The 19,266-nt window shown below is 61.9% G+C and carries 15 protein-coding genes and 2 tRNA genes; 15 read left to right on the top strand and 2 right to left on the bottom strand.

Features of this window, described 5'->3' with window-relative positions:
- Positions 1–17 precede the first annotated feature (17 nt).
- From ftsH to CCOS865_RS03235, 15 genes are all read left to right on the top strand, one after another.
- The gene (gene ftsH / locus CCOS865_RS03310) at positions 18–1,925 is read left to right on the top strand and encodes an ATP-dependent zinc metalloprotease FtsH (protein WP_119137908.1); all 1,908 of its coding nucleotides are present in this window, start codon (positions 18–20) and stop codon (positions 1,923–1,925) included.
- A gap of 8 nt (positions 1,926–1,933) precedes the next feature.
- A complete protein-coding gene (gene folP, locus CCOS865_RS03305) occupies positions 1,934–2,785 on the top strand; it encodes a dihydropteroate synthase (protein ID WP_119137906.1) in 852 nt (283 codons plus the stop codon).
- Positions 2,786–2,801: 16 nt separating this feature from the next.
- Complete coding sequence (gene glmM, locus CCOS865_RS03300) at positions 2,802–4,142, top strand: phosphoglucosamine mutase (RefSeq protein WP_119137904.1); 1,341 nt, start codon at positions 2,802–2,804, stop codon at positions 4,140–4,142.
- 65 nt (positions 4,143–4,207) lie between these two features.
- Entirely contained in the window at positions 4,208–4,963 is a 756-nt protein-coding gene (gene tpiA / locus CCOS865_RS03295) for a triose-phosphate isomerase (RefSeq protein WP_119137902.1), read from the top strand.
- Between the two features lie 4 nt (positions 4,964–4,967).
- Positions 4,968–5,360 (top strand): preprotein translocase subunit SecG, encoded by a 393-nt coding sequence (gene secG, locus CCOS865_RS03290; protein WP_119137900.1) that lies wholly within the window; start codon positions 4,968–4,970, stop codon positions 5,358–5,360.
- 20 nt (positions 5,361–5,380) lie between these two features.
- Positions 5,381–5,466, top strand: a tRNA-Leu gene (locus CCOS865_RS03285).
- Positions 5,467–5,565: 99 nt separating this feature from the next.
- Positions 5,566–5,642 (top strand) — tRNA-Met (locus tag CCOS865_RS03280).
- 130 nt (positions 5,643–5,772) lie between these two features.
- Positions 5,773–6,231 carry a ribosome maturation factor RimP gene (rimP, locus tag CCOS865_RS03275; protein WP_167469009.1) on the top strand — a complete coding sequence of 153 codons (459 nt, stop codon included), beginning with the start codon at positions 5,773–5,775 and terminating at the stop codon, positions 6,229–6,231.
- Between the two features lie 59 nt (positions 6,232–6,290).
- Positions 6,291–7,772, top strand: coding sequence for a transcription termination factor NusA (gene nusA, locus CCOS865_RS03270; RefSeq protein WP_119137898.1), 1,482 nt, complete (start codon positions 6,291–6,293; stop codon positions 7,770–7,772).
- A gap of 27 nt (positions 7,773–7,799) precedes the next feature.
- Positions 7,800–10,325: a translation initiation factor IF-2 gene (infB, locus tag CCOS865_RS03265; protein WP_119137896.1), complete on the top strand. Its 2,526-nt coding sequence runs from the start codon at positions 7,800–7,802 to the stop codon at positions 10,323–10,325.
- A gap of 118 nt (positions 10,326–10,443) precedes the next feature.
- Positions 10,444–10,845 carry a 30S ribosome-binding factor RbfA gene (gene rbfA / locus CCOS865_RS03260; protein ID WP_119137894.1) on the top strand — a complete coding sequence of 134 codons (402 nt, stop codon included), beginning with the start codon at positions 10,444–10,446 and terminating at the stop codon, positions 10,843–10,845.
- A gap of 3 nt (positions 10,846–10,848) precedes the next feature.
- Positions 10,849–11,766 carry a tRNA pseudouridine(55) synthase TruB gene (gene truB / locus CCOS865_RS03255; protein ID WP_119137892.1) on the top strand — a complete coding sequence of 306 codons (918 nt, stop codon included), beginning with the start codon at positions 10,849–10,851 and terminating at the stop codon, positions 11,764–11,766.
- Positions 11,767–11,914: 148 nt separating this feature from the next.
- A complete protein-coding gene (gene rpsO / locus CCOS865_RS03250; RefSeq protein WP_119137890.1) occupies positions 11,915–12,184 on the top strand; it encodes a 30S ribosomal protein S15 in 270 nt (89 codons plus the stop codon).
- A gap of 249 nt (positions 12,185–12,433) precedes the next feature.
- Positions 12,434–14,539 (top strand): polyribonucleotide nucleotidyltransferase, encoded by a 2,106-nt coding sequence (gene pnp, locus CCOS865_RS03240; RefSeq protein WP_119137888.1) that lies wholly within the window; start codon positions 12,434–12,436, stop codon positions 14,537–14,539.
- A gap of 266 nt (positions 14,540–14,805) precedes the next feature.
- The gene (locus CCOS865_RS03235; protein WP_119137886.1) at positions 14,806–15,156 is read left to right on the top strand and encodes a BON domain-containing protein; all 351 of its coding nucleotides are present in this window, start codon (positions 14,806–14,808) and stop codon (positions 15,154–15,156) included.
- A gap of 187 nt (positions 15,157–15,343) precedes the next feature.
- On the opposite strand, the gene CCOS865_RS03230 is transcribed toward CCOS865_RS03235, so the two are convergent.
- Positions 15,344–18,280 (bottom strand): DUF748 domain-containing protein, encoded by a 2,937-nt coding sequence (locus CCOS865_RS03230; protein ID WP_119137884.1) that lies wholly within the window; start codon positions 18,278–18,280, stop codon positions 15,344–15,346.
- Positions 18,281–18,358: 78 nt separating this feature from the next.
- Positions 18,359–19,228, bottom strand: a complete 870-nt coding sequence (locus CCOS865_RS03225; protein WP_119138228.1) for an oxygenase MpaB family protein — start codon at positions 19,226–19,228, stop codon at positions 18,359–18,361.
- Positions 19,229–19,266 lie beyond the last annotated feature (38 nt).

Here is a 19,266-nt window from a genome sequence, read left to right as displayed (position 1 = left end):
GTAGCTAATTGAACGACATGGCAAAGAATCTGATCCTGTGGTTGATCATTGCCGCCGTCCTTGTGACGGTGATGAACAACTTCTCCAGCCCGAACGAGCCGCAGACCCTCAACTACTCTGACTTCATTCAGCAGGTCAAGGACGGTAAGGTCGAGCGCGTCACGGTCGACGGTGCCGTCATTACCGGCAAGCGCACCGATGGCGACAACTTCAAGACCGTGCGTCCGGCCATCGCCGACAACGGCCTGATCGGCGACCTGGTCAACAACAACGTTGTTGTCGAAGGTAAACAGCCCGAGCAGCAAAGCATCTGGACCCAGCTCCTGGTGGCCAGCTTCCCGATCCTGGTGATCATCGCGGTGTTCATGTTCTTCATGCGCCAGATGCAGGGTGGGGCAGGCGGTAAAGGCGGGCCGATGAGTTTCGGCAAGAGCAAGGCGCGCCTGCTCTCCGAAGACCAGGTCAAGACCACCCTGGCTGACGTCGCCGGTTGCGACGAGGCCAAGGAAGAAGTCGGCGAGCTGGTCGAGTTCCTGCGTGATCCGGGCAAGTTCCAGCGCCTGGGCGGCCGTATCCCGCGTGGCGTGCTGATGGTGGGCCCGCCGGGGACCGGTAAGACCCTGCTGGCCAAGGCCATCGCCGGCGAAGCCAAGGTGCCGTTCTTCACCATTTCCGGTTCGGACTTCGTCGAGATGTTCGTCGGTGTCGGTGCAAGCCGCGTCCGTGACATGTTCGAGCAAGCCAAGAAGCACGCACCGTGCATCATCTTCATCGACGAGATCGACGCCGTCGGCCGCCACCGTGGCGCCGGCATGGGCGGTGGTCACGACGAGCGTGAGCAGACCCTCAACCAGTTGCTGGTCGAGATGGACGGCTTCGAAGTCAACGACGGCATCATCGTCATCGCCGCGACCAACCGTCCGGACGTGCTCGACCCGGCGCTGCTGCGTCCAGGTCGTTTCGACCGCCAGGTGGTGGTAGGCCTGCCGGACATCCGTGGCCGTGAGCAGATCCTCAAGGTGCACATGCGCAAGGCGCCGATTGGCGACAACGTCAATCCGGCGGTCATCGCCCGTGGTACCCCTGGCTTCTCCGGTGCCGACCTGGCCAACCTGGTCAACGAAGCGGCGCTGTTCGCCGCGCGTTCGAGCAAGCGTGTGGTCGAGATGAAGGAATTCGAGCTGGCCAAGGACAAGATCATGATGGGCGCCGAGCGCAAATCGATGGTCATGTCCGAGAAAGAGAAGCGCAACACGGCGTTCCACGAGGCGGGTCACGCCATCGTCGGTCGCGTGGTGCCTGAGCATGATCCGGTCTACAAGGTCTCGATCATTCCGCGTGGCCGTGCCCTGGGCGTGACCATGTTCCTCCCCGAAGAAGACCGCTACAGCCTGTCCAAGCGCGCGCTGATCAGCCAGATCTGCTCGCTGTACGGCGGCCGTATCGCCGAAGAAATGACCCTGGGCTTCGATGGCGTCACCACCGGTGCCTCCAACGACATCATGCGTGCCAGCCAGATCGCCCGGAACATGGTCACCAAGTGGGGCCTGTCCGAGAAGCTCGGCCCGCTGATGTACGCCGAAGAAGAGGGTGAAGTGTTCCTCGGTCGCAGCGCCGGCTCGCAGCACACCAGCGTTTCCGGCGAGACCGCCAAGCTCATCGACTCCGAAGTGCGCAGCATCATCGACCAGTGCTATGCCACCGCCAAGCAGATTCTCACCGAGAACCGCGACAAGCTTGACGCCATGGCCGATGCCCTGATGAAGTACGAAACCATCGATGCCGATCAGATCGACGACATCATGGCCGGTCGTACGCCGCGCGAGCCTCGCGACTGGGACAACAACGATGCCGGTACCTCTGGCACGGCGTCCCAGGGTGATCGTCCGGAGTCGCCGATCGGCGGTCCAGCGGCTCAACACTAAGGGTTATCATGACCTCACAGCTGTACCCGACCCGGTTGCCTTGCGGCAACCGGGTTCTTGATTTGTCGCGTACCCATGTGATGGGTATTCTCAATATCACCCCTGATTCGTTCTCCGACGGTGGCCGTTTCAGCCAGCGCGACGAGGCCCTGCGCCATGCAGAGGCCATGGTCGCTGCCGGCGCCACCTTAATCGACATCGGCGGCGAGTCCACTCGCCCCGGCGCGCGCGCGGTGTCCGTCACCGAAGAGCTCGAGCGCGTGGCACCGATGGTCGAGGCGATCAACAGCCGCCTCGACGTGGTGATCTCGGTCGACACCTCGACCCCTGCGGTCATCCGCGAATCCGCCCGCCTGGGTGCTGGCCTGATCAACGACGTGCGCGCCCTGGAGCGCGACGGTGCGCTGGATGCCGCTGCGGCGACCGGCCTGCCGGTGTGCCTGATGCACATGCGCGGTGACCCGGACAACATGCAGGACAACCCGCATTACGACGATGTGACCGTCGACGTGACGCGCTACCTTGAAGCGCGTATGGCCGCTTGTGCCGCAGCTGGCATCGGCGCCGAGCGCATCATCCTCGACCCGGGTTTCGGCTTCGCCAAGACCCTCGAGCACAACCTCAGCCTGTTCAAGCACATGGAAGCGCTGTACCGCCTGGGGCGCCCGCTCCTGGTGGGCGTTTCGCGCAAGAGCATGGTTGGCCTGACCTTGAACCGTCCGGTCGATCAGCGGCTGTTTGGCAGCTTGGCCCTGGCCGCCCTGGCCGTGACCAAGCACGCGAGCATCCTGCGTGTGCATGATGTGGCCGAGACCGTCGATGTGGTGCGCATGATCGCCGCCGTGCAGAACGCCGAATAAGAACACTGGAGTTCCTATGAGCAGAAAATACTTTGGTACCGATGGTATCCGTGGCCGCGTTGGCGTCTCTCCGATCACCCCGGACTTCATGCTGAAACTCGGCTGGGCGGCGGGCATGGCCTTCCGCAAGCAGGGTGCCTGCCGCGTACTGGTCGGCAAGGACACGCGCATTTCCGGCTACATGTTCGAATCCGCGCTGGAGGCCGGGTTGTCTGCGGCCGGCGCCGACGTGATGCTGCTCGGGCCGATGCCGACCCCGGCCATCGCCTACCTGACCCGCACCTTCCACGCCGAGGCGGGCATCGTCATCAGTGCCTCGCACAACCCGCACGACGACAACGGCATCAAGTTCTTCTCGGGCCAGGGCACCAAGCTGCCGGACGAAGTCGAGCTGATGATCGAAGAGTTGCTCGATCAGCCGATGACCGTGGTCGAGTCGAGCAAGCTCGGCAAGGTGTCGCGGATCAACGACGCCGCCGGTCGCTACATCGAATTCTGCAAGAGCAGCGTGCCGAGCAGCACCAGCTTCGAAGGCCTCAAGCTGGTCATCGACTGCGCCCACGGTGCCACCTACAAAGTCGCGCCGAGCGTGTTCCGCGAGCTGGGCGCCGACGTCACGGTGCTGAACGCCGAGCCGAACGGCCTGAACATCAACCTCAACTGCGGTTCGACCCACATCGAGTCGTTGCAGGCCGCCGTGCTGGTCGGCCACGCCGACCTGGGCATCGCCTTTGACGGTGACGGCGATCGGGTGTTGATGGTCGATCACACCGGCGCGATCGTCGACGGCGACGAACTGCTGTTCATCATCGCCAGAGACCTCCAGGAGCGCGGCAAGCTGCAGGGTGGGGTGGTAGGTACCCTGATGAGCAACCTCGGCCTGGAACTGGCCCTCAAGGAGCTTGAGATCCCCTTCGTGCGGGCCAAGGTCGGTGACCGTTACGTGATGGCCGAGCTGATCGAGCGCGACTGGCTGATCGGCGGCGAAAACTCCGGGCACGTGGTGTGCTGCAACCACACCAGCACCGGCGATGCGATCATTGCCGCGCTGCAGGTGCTGATGGCCCTCAAGCGCCGCGGCGAGAACCTCGCACAGTCGCGCCAGGTCTTGCGCAAATGCCCGCAGGTGCTGATCAACGTGCGCTATGCCGCAGGCTCCGAAGACCCGCTGGAGAACCCGCGGGTGAAAGAGGCCAGCGCCAAGGTGACCGAAGCCATGGCCGGTCGTGGGCGCGTGCTGCTGCGCAAATCCGGCACCGAGCCGCTGGTGCGGGTGATGGTCGAAGGTGACGATGAAAACCAGGTTCGCGGCCATGCCGAAGCCCTGGCCAAACTGGTTACTGAAGTTTGTGCGTAAAGGCCCTTGCCAGCGCAGATCCTGTTGGGTAAGATCTGCGCCCACTTTGACCGACGAGGTAAAGCATGCGTCGCCCCATGGTAGCTGGTAACTGGAAGATGCACGGTACCCGCGCCAGCGTCGCTGAGCTGACCCAGGGCTTGAGTCAATTGAGCCTGTCGAGCGGTATCGAAGTTGCGGTATTTCCGCCTGCCTTGTTCATCAATACTGTAATTGATGGCCTGGCCAAGACGAAAATTGTCGTAGGCGCACAGAATTCTGCTGTACAGTCCGAACAGGGCGCACTGACCGGCGAAGTTGCACCGAGTCAGTTGGCTGAAGTCGGTTGCAAGTTGGTGCTGATAGGGCACTCGGAGCGTCGCCAGGTTATCGGCGAAAGCGATGAAGTGCTCAATCGCAAGTTTGCAGCGGCCCAGGCCGCCGGTTTGAAGCCAGTGCTCTGCGTAGGGGAAACCCTCGAAGAGCGCGAAGCAGGCAAGACGCTTGAAGTTGTCGGGCGTCAACTAAGCAGTATCATCGACGCGTTCGGTGTTAGTGCTTTCGCCAATGCAGTAATTGCCTATGAGCCTGTATGGGCCATTGGTACAGGTCTTACGGCCTCGCCCCAACAAGCTCAGGATGTGCATGCTGCCATCCGCCAGCAGTTGGCGGCGCAGGACGCTGAAGTTGCCGAAGGTGTGCAGCTTCTCTACGGCGGCAGCGTGAAGGCGGCCAATGCGGCCGAACTGTTCGGCATGCCGGATATCGATGGGGGGCTCATTGGTGGAGCGTCCCTGAACGCAGACGAATTCGGTGCAATTTGTCGCGCCGCAGGAAACTGAACAAATGATGGAAACAGTCGTAGTTGTTTTTCATCTGTTGGCTGCACTGGCGCTGGTAGCGCTGGTATTGCTGCAACAGGGTAAAGGTGCGGAAGCAGGTGCATCGTTCGGCGCAGGGGCCTCAAACACTGTGTTCGGCAGCCAAGGTTCTGCAACCTTCCTAAGTAAATTCACTGCTATACTTGCTGCTACTTTCTTTCTGACCGCACTTGGGTTAGGATACTTCGCAAAGGAGCAGGCCCACCAGCTGACTCAAGCCGGTTTGCCAGATCCCGCAGTACTTGAAGTGAAAGAGCAGAAGCCGGCAGTTAATGATGATGTACCGGTGCTCCAGGAACAAAAGAGCAACACCGCCCCAACAGGTGATGTTCCTCCTTCGACCGAAGAGCAGAAGTAACGGGTTTCAAATGTAGTATTGCCGAGGTGGTGGAATTGGTAGACACGCAACCTTGAGGTGGTTGTGCCCATAGGGTGTAGGGGTTCGAGTCCCCTTCTCGGTACCAATTGAAGCAAGAGAGCCCGCTTTAGCGGGCTTTCTTGTAGGTGGAGGTCGGATTTGACCCCGTACGGGGTTCGGTCTTATACTTTCGCCCCAGCTTTGTCGCGGGGTGGAGCAGCTTGGTAGCTCGTCGGGCTCATAACCCGAAGGTCGTTGGTTCAAATCCAGCCCCCGCAACCAGCTTCAGCGGAGCCCCTTTTCAGGGGCTTTTTGCTAGCCGAACAGTTTTTGGCGTCGTTGTCCAACGGCGCTTTCAGGGATGGGCGCTTCGCCCATTTTTTATTTGCACAGCATGCACGAGGGGGTTCAGGTGTCGAGCAAGCTAGAACAGTTGCAGGCCTTGTTGGCCCCGGTTGTCGAGGGTCTGGGCTATCAATGCTGGGGGATCGAGTTTATCTCCCAGGGCAAGCATTCGGTCTTGCGTATCTACATCGACAAGGAAGACGGCGTACTGGTGGACGACTGTGCAAAGGTCAGTCATCAGTGCAGCAGTGTTCTCGATGTGGAAGATCCGATCAGCGCTGAATATACCCTTGAGGTGTCCTCGCCTGGCATGGATCGCCCGCTGTTCACGCTTGAACAGTTTGCCTTGCATGCCGGCGAACAAGTGAAGATCAAGCTGCGTTCACCCTTCGAGGGGCGTCGCAACTTCCAGGGCCTTCTCCGCGGCGTGGAGGATCAGGACGTGATCGTCCAGGTTGACGATCAAGAGTTTCTGTTGCCGATCGACTCGATCGACAAGGCCAATATTATTCCCAGTTTTGACTGAGACGTGCCGGACCCGACGGACTATCCGGGCCCAATGGCTTGCGCAAGGCGAGGCGTACGATGAGCAAAGAAGTACTGCTGGTTGTTGAATCGGTATCCAACGAAAAGGGTGTACCACCCGACGTCATTTTCGAGGCGTTGGAAGTGGCGCTGGCCACTGCAACCAAAAAACGTTTTGAGGACGAAGTCGACCTGCGTGTGGAAATCAACCGCCACACCGGTAGCTACGAGACCTTCCGTCGCTGGACCGTGGTCGATGAAGCCGATCTTGATGATCCGGCGATCGAGACCTGGCTGGAAAAGATCCACGTAACCCACCCTGAAGCCAAGGTCGGTGACGTGATCGAGGAGAAGATCGAGTCTATCGAATTCGGTCGTATCGCCGCTCAGACCGCCAAGCAGGTCATCGTCCAGAAAGTCCGTGAAGCCGAGCGCGCCCAAGTGGTCGACGCCTACCGCGAACGCGTTGGCGAGATCATCTCCGGTACCGTTAAAAAGGTGACCCGCGACAACGTCATCGTCGACCTGGGCAACAACGCCGAGGCGTTGCTGGCACGCGAAGACATCATCCCACGCGAAACCTTCCGCGTCGGCGTGCGCTTGCGCGCGCTGTTGAAGGAAATCCGCACCGAGAACCGCGGTCCGCAGCTGATCCTGTCGCGTACTGCGCCACAGATGCTGATCGAACTGTTCCGCATCGAAGTGCCGGAAATCGCCGAAGGCCTCATCGAGGTCATGGCCGCTTCCCGTGATCCGGGCTCGCGCGCCAAGATCGCCGTACGCTCCAAGGACAAGCGCATCGACCCGCAAGGTGCCTGTATCGGCATGCGCGGTTCGCGTGTGCAGGCGGTGTCCGGCGAGTTGGGCGGTGAGCGTGTGGATATCGTCCTGTGGGACGAGAACCCCGCGCAGTTCGTAATCAACGCCATGTCGCCGGCTGAAGTCGCGGCGATCATCGTTGACGAGGATGCCCACGCCATGGATATCGCCGTGGCCGAGGACAACCTGGCCCAGGCCATCGGTCGTGGTGGTCAGAACGTTCGCCTGGCAAGCCAGCTCAGCGGCTGGACCCTGAACGTGATGACCGAGAAGGACATCCAGGCCAAACAGCAAGCCGAGACCGGCGACATCCTGCGCAACTTCATCGACGAGCTGGAAGTCGACGAAGAGCTGGCACAGGTGCTGGTCGACGAAGGCTTCACCAGCCTGGAAGAAATTGCCTACGTACCGTTGGAAGAAATGCTCAACATCGATGGCTTCGACGAGGATATCGTCAACGAGCTGCGTGCTCGTGCCAAGGACCGCCTGTTGACCAAAGCCATCGCTACCGAGGAAAAACTGGCAGACGCCCATCCGGCCGAAGACCTGCTCTCTCTTGAGGGTATGGACAAGGACCTGGCGGCCGAACTGGCGGTGCGCGGCGTGGTTACCCGCGAAGACCTGGCCGAGCAGTCGATTGACGACCTGCTCGACATCGACGGCATCGACCAAGAGCGTGCCGGCAAGTTGATCATGGCCGCCCGAGCCCACTGGTTCGAGTAATTAGGCGCGGCCTGAGGAGAGAAGTGCATGACGCAAGTCACGGTGAAAGAATTGGCCCAAGAGGTCGCTGCACCGGTTGAGCGCCTGCTGCAGCAGATGCGTGAGGCAGGTCTGCCGCACACCGACGCCGGTCAGGTAGTGACCGACAGTGAGAAGCAGGCATTGCTGACTCATTTGAAGAGCAGCCACAAGGCTAAAGTGGAAGAGCCGCGCAAGATCACCTTGCAGCGCAAAACCACCAGCACCCTGCGTGTCGCCGGTAGCAAGAGCATCAGCGTAGAAGTACGCAAGAAGAAGGTTTTCGTTCAGCGCAGCCCGGAAGAGATCCAGGCTGAGCAGAACCGCGAGCTGGAAGAGCGTCGCGCCGCTGAAAACGCCGCACGTGAAAAAGCCAACATTGATTCGCGTCAGCGTATTGCTGACCGCGATGCCCCGCAGGCTGCTGTTGCCAGCAAGCCCGAGCCAGTACCTGCCGCGGCCTCCGCAGCAGCACCGGCCCCGGCAGCTGCTGCCCAGGCACCTGTGAGCGAAGAAGCGGCGGTCCGCGCAGCAGAGCGCAAGAAAGAAGAAGCACGTCGCACCGAAAACCGTACCCGCGATGAAGATCGTCGTGGCGGTCGTACCGAAGCGCCGCGCGTCTCCATCAAGGTCAAGGTCAAAGAGAAAGAAAAGGCCCCGACCCCGCGTGCCGCTCCACGTACCACCGAAGAAGAAAGCGACAGCTTCCGTCGCGGTGGCCGTGGCAAGGGCAAGCTGAAGAAGCGCAACGCGCATGGCTTCCAGAGCCCAACCGGCCCGGTTATCCGTGCCGTGAGCATCGGCGAGACCATCACGGTTTCCGAGCTGGCCAACCAGATGTCCGTCAAGGGCGCTGAAGTGGTCAAGTTCATGTTCAAGATGGGTACTCCGGTCACCATCAACCAGGTGCTCGACCAGGAAACCGCTCAACTGGTAGCCGAAGAGCTGGGCCACAAGGTCACCCTGGTCAGCGACACTGCTCTGGAAGACTCCCTGGCCGAATCGCTGAAGTTCGAAGGTGAAGCCAGCTCGCGTGCTCCGGTCGTGACCGTCATGGGCCACGTCGACCACGGTAAGACCTCGCTGCTCGACTACATCCGTCGTGCCAAGGTTGCCGCTGGCGAAGCCGGTGGTATCACCCAGCACATCGGTGCCTACCACGTCGAAACCGATCGTGGCATGGTCACCTTCCTCGACACCCCAGGTCACGCTGCGTTTACCCAGATGCGTGCCCGTGGTGCCAAGGCGACCGACATCGTCATCCTGGTGGTGGCGGCGGACGACGGCGTGATGCCGCAGACCCGCGAAGCCGTTCAGCATGCCAAGGCAGCTGGCGTCCCGCTGGTGGTTGCAGTGAACAAGATCGACAAGCCGGGTGCTGACCTCGATCGTATCCGCAACGAGCTGTCCGTCGAAGGCGTGACCTCCGAGGAATGGGGTGGTGACACGCCGTTCGTCAAGGTTTCGGCGAAGATGGGTACCGGTGTCGACGAACTGCTCGAAGCCGTGCTGCTGCAGGCCGAGGTTCTCGAACTGACCGCTACGCCGACGGCCCCAGGCCGTGGTGTGGTGGTTGAATCGCGCCTCGACAAGGGCCGTGGCCCGGTTGCCACCATCCTGGTTCAGGACGGTACGCTGCGTCAGGGCGACATGGTCCTGTGCGGCTCCAACTATGGCCGCGTTCGCGCCATGCTCGACGAGAACGGCAAGCCTGTGAAGGAAGCTGGCCCGTCGATCCCGGTCGAGATCCTCGGTCTGGATGGCACGCCGGAAGCCGGTGACGAGCTGTCGGTTGTGGCTGACGAGAAGAAAGCCCGCGAAGTTGCCCTGTTCCGTCAAGGCAAGTACCGCGAGGTCAAGCTGGCCCGTGCTCACGCCGGCAAGCTGGAAAACATCTTCGAGAACATGGGCCAGGCCGAGAAGAAGACCCTCAACATCGTCCTCAAGACCGATGTTCGTGGTTCGCTCGAGGCGCTCAACGGTTCGCTCGGCGGTCTGGGCAACGACGAAGTGCAGGTCCGTGTGATTGGTGGTGGCGTCGGTGGTATCACCGAGAGCGATGCCAACCTGGCCCTGGCGTCCAACGCGGTGCTGTTCGGCTTCAACGTGCGTGCCGATGCCGGTGCACGGAAGATCGTCGAGCAGGAAGGTCTGGATATGCGTTACTACAACGTGATCTACGACATCATCGAAGACGTCAAGAAAGCCCTGACCGGCATGCTCGGCAGCGATGTTCGCGAGAACATCCTGGGCGTCGCCGAAGTGCGTGACGTGTTCCGTTCGCCGAAGTTCGGCGCCATCGCTGGCTGTATGGTCATCGAAGGTACCGTTCACCGCAACCGTCCGATCCGCGTACTGCGCGACGACGTTGTGATCTTCGAAGGCGAGCTGGAATCGCTGCGTCGCTTCAAGGACGACGCGGCCGAAGTTCGCTCGGGCATGGAGTGCGGTATTGGCGTCAAGAGCTACAACGACGTCAAGGTCGGCGACAAGATCGAAGTCTTCGAGAAAGTCCAGGTGGCTCGTACCCTGTAAGGGTCGGGCTGGCAGATGCCCCGCCCCAGGGCGGTTGGCAACGCCTCTGCAGGTAGCGCCCGGTCAGGCTTCACGCCTGGCCGGGCGTTTGCCGCTTTAAGCTACAGGTAGCAAATCAATGGCAAAAGAATATAGCCGTACCCAACGCATTGGCGATCAGATGCAGCGTGAGCTGGCCGAGCTGATCCGCCGTGAAGTCAAAGATCCGCGCGTCGGCCTGGTGACCATCACCGCCGTCGACGTCAGCCGCGACGTGGGCCATGCCAAGGTGTTCATCACCGTCATGGGCCAGGAAGACGCGCCTGATGCGGTCAAGCAGTCGGTCAAGGCGTTGAACAACGCCGCGAGCTTCCTGCGTCTGCACCTGGGCCGCTCGATGCAGCTGCGCAGCGTGCCGCAACTGCATTTCCATTACGATGAAAGCGTCAGCCGCGGTGTTCACCTGTCGGCCCTGATCGAGCGTGCGGTCGCTGAAGACCGTCAGCATCAGGATTCCGACGAGCCGGACACCAAGGAGTAACGGGTGGCCCAGGTCAAACGAATCCGCCGCAACGTCAGCGGCATCATCCTGCTCGACAAGCCGTTGGGGTTCACCTCCAACGCTGCCTTGCAGAAGGTCCGCTGGCTGCTCAATGCCGAAAAGGCAGGCCACACCGGTAGCCTCGACCCACTGGCCAGCGGCGTGCTGCCGCTGTGCTTCGGCGAAGCCACCAAGTTTTCGCAGTACCTGCTCGATTCCGACAAGGGATACGAAACGGTCATGCAACTGGGGCAGACTACGACCACCGCGGATGCCGAAGGCGAAGTCCTGCAGACCCGCGACGTGACCGTTGGTCGCGCCGACATCGAAGCGGCCCTGCCGGGTTTTCGTGGCCCGATCAGCCAGATACCGCCGATGTACTCGGCCCTCAAGCGTGACGGCCAGCCGCTGTACAAGCTGGCACGTGCAGGAGAGGTAGTGGAGCGCGAGGCGCGTTCTGTTACTATTCACCGTCTGGAACTGCTCGAGTGCGAAGGCACCCGTGCACGCCTGACGGTCGGTTGCAGCAAGGGCACCTATATCCGCACCCTGGTGGAGGATATCGGTGAGGTGTTGGGCTGTGGCGCCTACGTCGCCGAGCTGCGCCGGACCCAGGCCGGGCCCTTCGAGCTGGCACAGACCGTGACCCTCGAAGAGCTCGAGCAGGCTCACGCTGACGGTGGCAACGAAGCGCTAGACCGCTTCCTCATGCCGTCCGACAGCGGGCTGCTGGACTGGCCGCTGGTGCAGTTGTCCGAGCACAGCGCGTTCTACTGGCTGCATGGCCAGGCCGTGCGTGCGCCGGAAGGCCCGCAGTTCGGCATGGTCCGGGTACAAGATCACACCGGTCGCTTCATCGGTATCGGTGAAGTGAGCGAAGACGGGCGCATTGCGCCGCGTCGCTTGATTCGGTCGGAATGACCGATACCACCTGTGACGGCGTGTGCCGGCACAGGTGGACACGAGGATGGCTGTCAGTAGGCACGGTCACACCTCTTTTATTAATACAGGGTTTCGTCCCTGGCCTATTGGACCCCGCTCGCGGGATCCGTTTAACTGGAGATGCCTCATGGCCCTCAGCGTTGAAGAAAAAGCTCAAATCGTTACCGACTACCAGCAAGCCGTTGGCGACACCGGTAGCCCAGAAGTTCAGGTTGCTCTGCTGACCGCGAACATCAACAAGCTGCAAGGCCACTTCAAGGCCAACGGTAAAGACCACCACTCGCGTCGTGGCCTGATCCGTATGGTTAACCAGCGTCGTAAGCTGCTGGACTACCTGAAGGGTAAAGACACCACTCGTTACAGCGCCCTGATCGGTCGTCTGGGCCTGCGTCGCTAATAGCGGCCTGGTCAGTGGTGAGCATGGCGTGTCGCCTGCTTGGGCAGTGCTGCTTGGCAGCACTGGCCTCGGACACGCCACGCGAATCTTCGAGGTTGGCAGCCTGGTTTCGTTGAGCGGATTATCCGCCCTGCGGCCAGGCTCCCAGCCTCGATTTGTATCTGGACGGTCAATGGGGCCGATTCCCCGTTCTGCCCAAGAATTCGCAAGAAACCAGTTCCCCCAGAGCCATTGAAAAGGTAGGAAACCGTGAACCCGGTAATCAAGAAATTCCAGTTCGGTCAATCGACCGTAACCCTCGAAACGGGCCGCATTGCCCGTCAGGCGACCGGCGCAGTTCTGGTCACCGTAGACAATGACGTCACCGTGCTGGTGACCGTGGTGGGCGCCAAGCACGCCGACCCAAGCAAGGGCTTCTTCCCGCTGTCCGTGCACTACCAGGAAAAGACCTACGCCGCAGGCAAGATCCCTGGCGGTTTCTTCAAGCGTGAAGGCCGTCCTTCCGAGAAAGAGACCCTGACCTCGCGCCTGATCGACCGTCCGATCCGTCCGCTGTTCCCAGAAGGTTTCATGAACGAAGTGCAGGTTGTCTGCACCGTCGTTTCGACCAGCAAGAAGACCGATCCGGACATCGCTGCGATGATCGGTACCTCGGCTGCGCTGGCCATCTCCGGCATCCCGTTCGAAGGCCCGATCGGCGCCGCGCGCGTGGCGTTCCATGAAAGCACCGGCTACCTGCTGAACCCGACCTACGAGCAACTGGCTGCCTCGAGCCTGGACATGGTCGTTGCCGGTACTTCCGACGCCGTATTGATGGTTGAATCGGAAGCCAAAGAGCTGACCGAAGACCAGATGCTGGGCGCCGTACTGTTCGCCCACGACGAATTCCAGTCGGTCATCAAGGCCGTCAAAGAGCTGGCTGCCGAAGCTGCCAAGCCGACCTGGGACTGGAAAGCTGCCGTTGCCAACACCGAACTGTTCAACGCCATCCGCGCCGAATTCGGCGAGGGCGTTTCGCAGGGCTACACCATCACCGTCAAGGCCGACCGCTACGCGCGTCTGGGCGAGCTGCGTGATCAGGCGATCGCCAAGTTCTCCGGCGCTGAAGGCCAGGCTTCGGCTTCCGAAGTCAAAGAAATCTTCGGTGACATCGAGTACCGCACCGTTCGCGAAAACATCGTCAACGGCAAGCCGCGTATCGACGGTCGCGACACCAAGACCGTGCGTCCGCTGAACATCGAAGTCGGTGTACTGCCGAAGACCCACGGTTCGGCGCTGTTCACCCGCGGCGAAACCCAGGCCCTGGTCGTTGCGACCCTGGGTACTGCACGTGACGCGCAGCTGCTGGACACCCTCGAAGGCGAGAAGAAAGACCCGTTCATGCTGCACTACAACTTCCCGCCGTTCTCGGTAGGCGAGTGTGGTCGCATGGGTGGCGCTGGCCGTCGCGAAATCGGTCACGGCCGTCTGGCCCGTCGTTCGGTCCAGGCCATGCTGCCAGCCGCTGACGTGTTCCCGTACACCATCCGTGTCGTCTCGGAAATCACCGAATCGAACGGTTCGAGCTCGATGGCTTCGGTCTGTGGCGCTTCGCTGGCCCTGATGGACGCTGGTGTGCCGATGAAAGCACCGGTTGCCGGTATCGCCATGGGCCTGGTCAAGGAAGGCGAGAAGTTCGCCATCCTCACCGACATCCTCGGTGACGAAGACCACCTGGGCGACATGGACTTCAAGGTAGCCGGTACCGCCAAAGGCGTTACTGCGCTGCAGATGGACATCAAGATCAACGGCATCACCGAAGAGATCATGGAAATCGCCCTGGGCCAAGCCCTGGAAGCGCGCCTGAACATCCTCGGCCAGATGAACCAGATCATTGGCCAGTCGCGTACCGAGCTGTCGGCCAACGCACCGACCATGATCGCGATGAAGATCGACACCGACAAGATCCGTGACGTCATCGGTAAAGGTGGCGCGACCATCCGTGGTATCTGTGAAGAGACCAAGGCTTCGATCGACATCGAAGACGACGGCTCGATCAAGATCTTCGGCGAAACCAAGGAAGCGGCCGAGGCAGCTCGCCAGCGCGTCCTGGGCATCACTGCCGAGGCCGAGATCGGCAAGATCTACGTCGGCAAGGTCGAGCGTATCGTCGACTTCGGCGCGTTCGTCAACATCCTGCCTGGCAAGGATGGCCTGGTGCACATCTCGATGCTCAGCAATGAGCGCGTAGAGAAAGTCACCGACATCCTCAAGGAAGGTGAAGAGGTCGAAGTACTGGTACTGGACGTGGACAACCGCGGCCGTATCAAGCTGTCGATCAAAGACGTTGCGGCGGCCAAGGCCTCCGGCGTCTAAGCACTGCACTGCAGTGGCTTGAAAAAGGGACCCTTCGGGGTCCTTTTTTTTCGCCTGGGCAAAACCCTTGGGGTGCTTGCATCTTGCATGCAGGAATTTGCCCCGGCTTGCAAAATGCACGACAGGCGGGTTTTGTCTTTATAGCTAAGCTGCTGATTTATATGGGGTTTATGGGTTTGAAAAAGCTGGCACAGGCCGTGCACCAGTATTTGTATCTGACGCCAACAGACCTGGCGCAGACCTTTCGAACAACAGGAGTGTCTCGTATGAAGAAGTTCGCCATTGCTGCCGCTGCTGCAACCGCTCTGACCCTGACCATGGCTAACGCGGCATTTGCCCAGCAGCCAACCCAGGCGCCTATGATGCTGGCGGCTGGTGAAGTCACCAAGGCCAAGGAAGAGACCAAAGACACTTGGATCACCACCAAGGTCAAAGCTGACCTGCTGACTGAGAAAGGCATCCCAGGCAGCGACATCAAAGTAGAAACCAACAAAGGCGTTGTTTCGCTGTCGTCGGAAGTCGCTATCACCGATGCTCAGAAAACCACCGCTGTTGCGATCGCCAAAAAGATCAAAGGCGTGCAAGCCGTCTCGGCTGATGGCCTGAAAGCCGAATAAGCAAGGATTGTCCCGACGGCCATAAGGACTTGGCCACCAACAATGAAAAAGCCCCGGCATCTGCCGGGGCTTTTTTGTGTGTCGCAGAGTAGGGGGCTGCTTTGCAGCCCATCGCGGGCAAGCCCGCTCCTGCAAGTACCACGCTAACCCTGTAGGAGCGGGCTTGCCCGCGATGGGGCGCGCCGCTTCACTCCGCATCCAGGTGCATCGGGGTAATCACCCGGCCATCCTGCTCGGCCTGGCCGAGGGTGGTATCAATGAAGTACACCCGGTCATCCTCGAGCTTGCCCTTGTCCACCAGGTAATCCTTGATGTTACCGGCCCGCGCCTGCCCAAGCTGACGCAGCAGCGGCGCGCTCTCTGCCCACGACTTGATCACCCCTTCACGCAGCTTGGCCGTGCGCTCGTCACGGCTCAGCTGCTCCCACTCACCCGGCGGCTGCTGCTTGAGGCGGGTGCGGTAGATACCCTCGAGCATCGCCGGCTTGTCGCTGTCATCGACCACCAGCATCGACGCATTGGCCGGCACCTTGTCACCCCGGCGCTGCAGAATCTTGTACCAGATCGCCTGGTATTCACGTTCCAGGCGCTGCTCGGCGATCAACGGGCCGTCGCTGGTCTGGGCGCTGGTCCCTTCGATCTCCAGGCGCAGCTCAGGCCGGCTCTTGAGTGCCGCTGCAAGCTTGTCCAGGGCCGACTGCGCGTCGCCACTGAGGTCGCTGGAACCCGCAGCGAAAGCCACCGTGCCGAGGTCCTCCGAGCCCCCTCCGGTGACCAGCCCACCAATGAACTTGAACGGCGCCTGCGCCGCGCGCAGCACCAGGTTGCGCAAGGTCTGCCAGACGATCGGCATGACGCTGAACTGCGGGTTGTTGAGGTCGCCGCTGACCGGCAACTCGATCGAGATGCGCCCCTCGGTGTCTTTCAGCAAGGCCACCGCCAGGCGCAGCGGCAGGTCCACGGCGTCCGGGCTGTCGACCTTCTCACCCAGTTGCAGCTGCTCGACCACCAGTTTGTTCTCGGCCTTGAGCTGGCCGTTGGTGATCAGGTAATGCACGTCGAGGTTGAGCCGACCCTTGCGGATGCGGAACCCGGCGAACTTGCCGGAGTAGGGCGTCAGGGTGGTCAGCTCGACGCGCTTGAAGCTGGTCGCGATGTCCAGGCTGGCCATCGGGTTGAACGGGTTGAGCGCGCCCTTGATGGTGACCGGCGCATAGCGGTCGACCTTACCCTTGATGTCGACCTTGGCCGGCGCGGGCTTGCGGTTGTCGATGGTGCCGATCTGGCCGTTGAGCTGCTGCACAGCGGTGGCGAAGTTGGGCGTCAGGGTCAGGTCGGCGAAGTTGGCCGAGCCATCGTTGATGTCGATCTGGCCGATGTGAATGCCCAGCGGCTTGTCGTTGCTGGCCGCTGCGGGCTTGGCCTGCTTGGCGCTGGCGGTGCCGGCCGGCTGCGGGATCAGCAGGTCGTCGACGTTGGTGCTGCGGTCTTCGTTGATGATGAAGCGCGCGTACGGCTGCAGCAGGTTGACCTTGTCGATGGTCAGCGCATCGCCGTGCACGTACGACAGGCCGCTGAGGTCCAGCTGCTGCCATTTGACGAAGTCGCGGTCCTTGATCGTGTCGAGCGTGTGCAACTGGCTGACCCTGGCCGTGCCGCCGACACTGAAGGCCAGCGGCGCGGTGTTCTTCAGGTCGACCTTGAGGTCGCTGGAGAGCATGCCGCTGCGCAGCTCCAGGCGGATGAACGGGCTGATGTAGGCCTGGGCCACACGCAGGTCGATATCGTTGGTGCTGACCGCCAGCTTGGCAGTGACTGGCGCCAGGTTGACCTCGCCGGAGGCCTGCAACTTGCCTTGCTTGCCGATGCCGGTATCGAGCTTGAGGGTAAACGGCGATTTGTTGAGGCTGTCGAAGCCCTGCAGGTCAAGGTTCAGCGGGCCGACATCGAGTGCCACCGGCTCTTTCTGGCTGCGGTCGGCCAGGTGGATCATGTAGTTGCGCGCCTGCACATCCTTGAGCAACACCTGCCAAGGCTTGCTCGGTTCGGCGGCGGCTTTTTCTTCAGTGCTCGGTTCGGCGGCCGCCGGCTCGGCTTTCTCTTTGGGCGTGGCCTTGGCCGGCTGGCTGGCCAACAATTTTTGCCAGTCGAGCTGGCCATCGCTCTCGAGCGCTGCCCAGGTCTCGAGCTTTTCGCTGCGGATCTTGCCCACGGTCACCAATTGCTTGGCCAGGTCGATGGACGTTTCGCTGACCTCGAGGCTGGCCAGGCGGGCCAGCGGGCGACCGTCAGGTGCCTTGATCGCGAAGGGAGCGATGCGCACCGAAGTATTGTCGAGCAGCAGCTCGGTCTGTTTCGACAGGTTGAGCTTGTAGTGGGTGTCGAGGCTGATCACGCCGTCTTCGAGGACCAGCGGCACGGCGTCACGCACATACGGCCACCAGGCCTTCATCTTGCCGTCGGTGATCTTCAGGGTGCCTTCGGAGCTGATCGGGGCCAGGCCAAGGGTGCCTTTCCAGTCGATCCGCCCGCCCGCTGGGCCGTTGGCGACCAGGGTCATGTCGGCGTTGTCGTCGGGCAAGGTGCTGAGGTTCTTCAGCTCCAGGTTCATCGAGTCGTAGAGAAACTCGATCGGCTCGCTCGGGCGCAGGTCCTCGAAGTGCAGGTAGCCCTCGCTGAGCTTGATGCTGGCGATGCGCAGCGGGAACGGCTCGCTCGCCGGCGCCTCGGGCTTGGGCTCGCTGGCCGGCAGTTTGAACAGCTGGGTCAGGTTGAGGCTACCGTCCTTGGCGAACAGTACCTCGCTGCGCGGCTTGTCCAGCTCGACCGCGTCCAGGTGCAGGGCGCGGGTCCACAGGCTGTCGAGCGACAGGTTGGCGTACAGCCGCTCGAAGCCGACCTGCTCCTTGCCGGGCTCGCCGATCTGCAGGCCCCAGAGGGTCAGCTCGAGGCTGAACGGGTTGAATTCGATGCGCTGCAGCTGCGCCGGCACGCGGGCGTAGTTGGCCAATTGCTGGTTGGCGATGCGCAAGCCGAGACCAGGAACAATCAGGAAGCCGAGCAGGCTGTACAGGGCCACGAGGGCCAGCGATGCGCCGAGGGCGCGAGTCAATCCTTTGGGCATGTGCAGCGTCGTCTGTCCGAGCGGGAGTGCTTGGAGTATGGCACGTTAAATCGGTTCCGCAGAGCCGACCAAACAGCCCTATTCAATGCCCATTCGGCGCCGTGCACGGTGTGCCGAGCCGTCGCGCATCGCCCAGCGCAGGAGCGGAGCGGTGCGTTCGATGCCCAGGCGGATCATCCGTTGGCGCAGGCGCCCCTGGTGCAGGCCGAGCAGGTCCCGGCCCCAGGCGGGCAGCAGCTCGATGCCGGCGTGCAGCATCAGCTTGCCGACCGGCTCGGCGAGGCGGCTGGGCGCCGGTGCCTCGAGCAGGATGGCGACCACTTCGAGGCTGCGCGCATCGCACTGCAGCTGCGGGCGCATGGCCTGCAGGTAGTCTTCGATCTGTTGGCAGGAGCGTGGCACGTTGCGTGCGCCGAGGCGTTCGGCGATCAGCGCGATCTCGTTGTAGTAGGCGTCCTGGTCGGCGCGCGACAGCTGCGGGTTGCGGTAGCGCAGGTGAGCGGCGAGAAAGCTGCTGACCTCGGCCACATGTACCCAGGTCAGCAGGTCCGGGTCGCTGGCGGCATACGGGCGGCCGTCGGCGGCGGTGCCGACCACCTGCAGGTGAATGGTGCGCACCTTGTCGATCAGCCATTCGGCGTCGCGGGTCGAGCCAAAGGTGGTGCCGGAGATGAACTGGCTGGTGCGGCGCAGGCGGCCGAGCAGGTCCTGGCGAAAGTTCGAGTGGTCCCACACCCCGGCCAGGGCCAGCGGGTGCAGCACTTGCAGCATCAAGGCGCTGATGCCGCCGACCAGCATGCTGGGGAAGTCGCCATGCACTTGCCAGCTGATGCTCTGCGGGCCGAACAGGCCAGGGTCGCCCTTGGGCGATTCCAGGTCGAGCTGGCCGAGGGCCAGGCCGGTAAGGCTCATGACCTGGGTTTCGATACGGCGGCGTAAGGCTTCCATGGCGACCTGCAATGCGCGACAGCCCGCCATGGGCCGCC

Source organism: Pseudomonas reidholzensis (assembly GCF_900536025.1).
In the GTDB taxonomy this organism is placed as follows: Bacteria; Pseudomonadota; Gammaproteobacteria; order Pseudomonadales; family Pseudomonadaceae; genus Aquipseudomonas; species Aquipseudomonas reidholzensis.
This window is presented reverse-complemented; position numbering and strand designations above follow the sequence as displayed.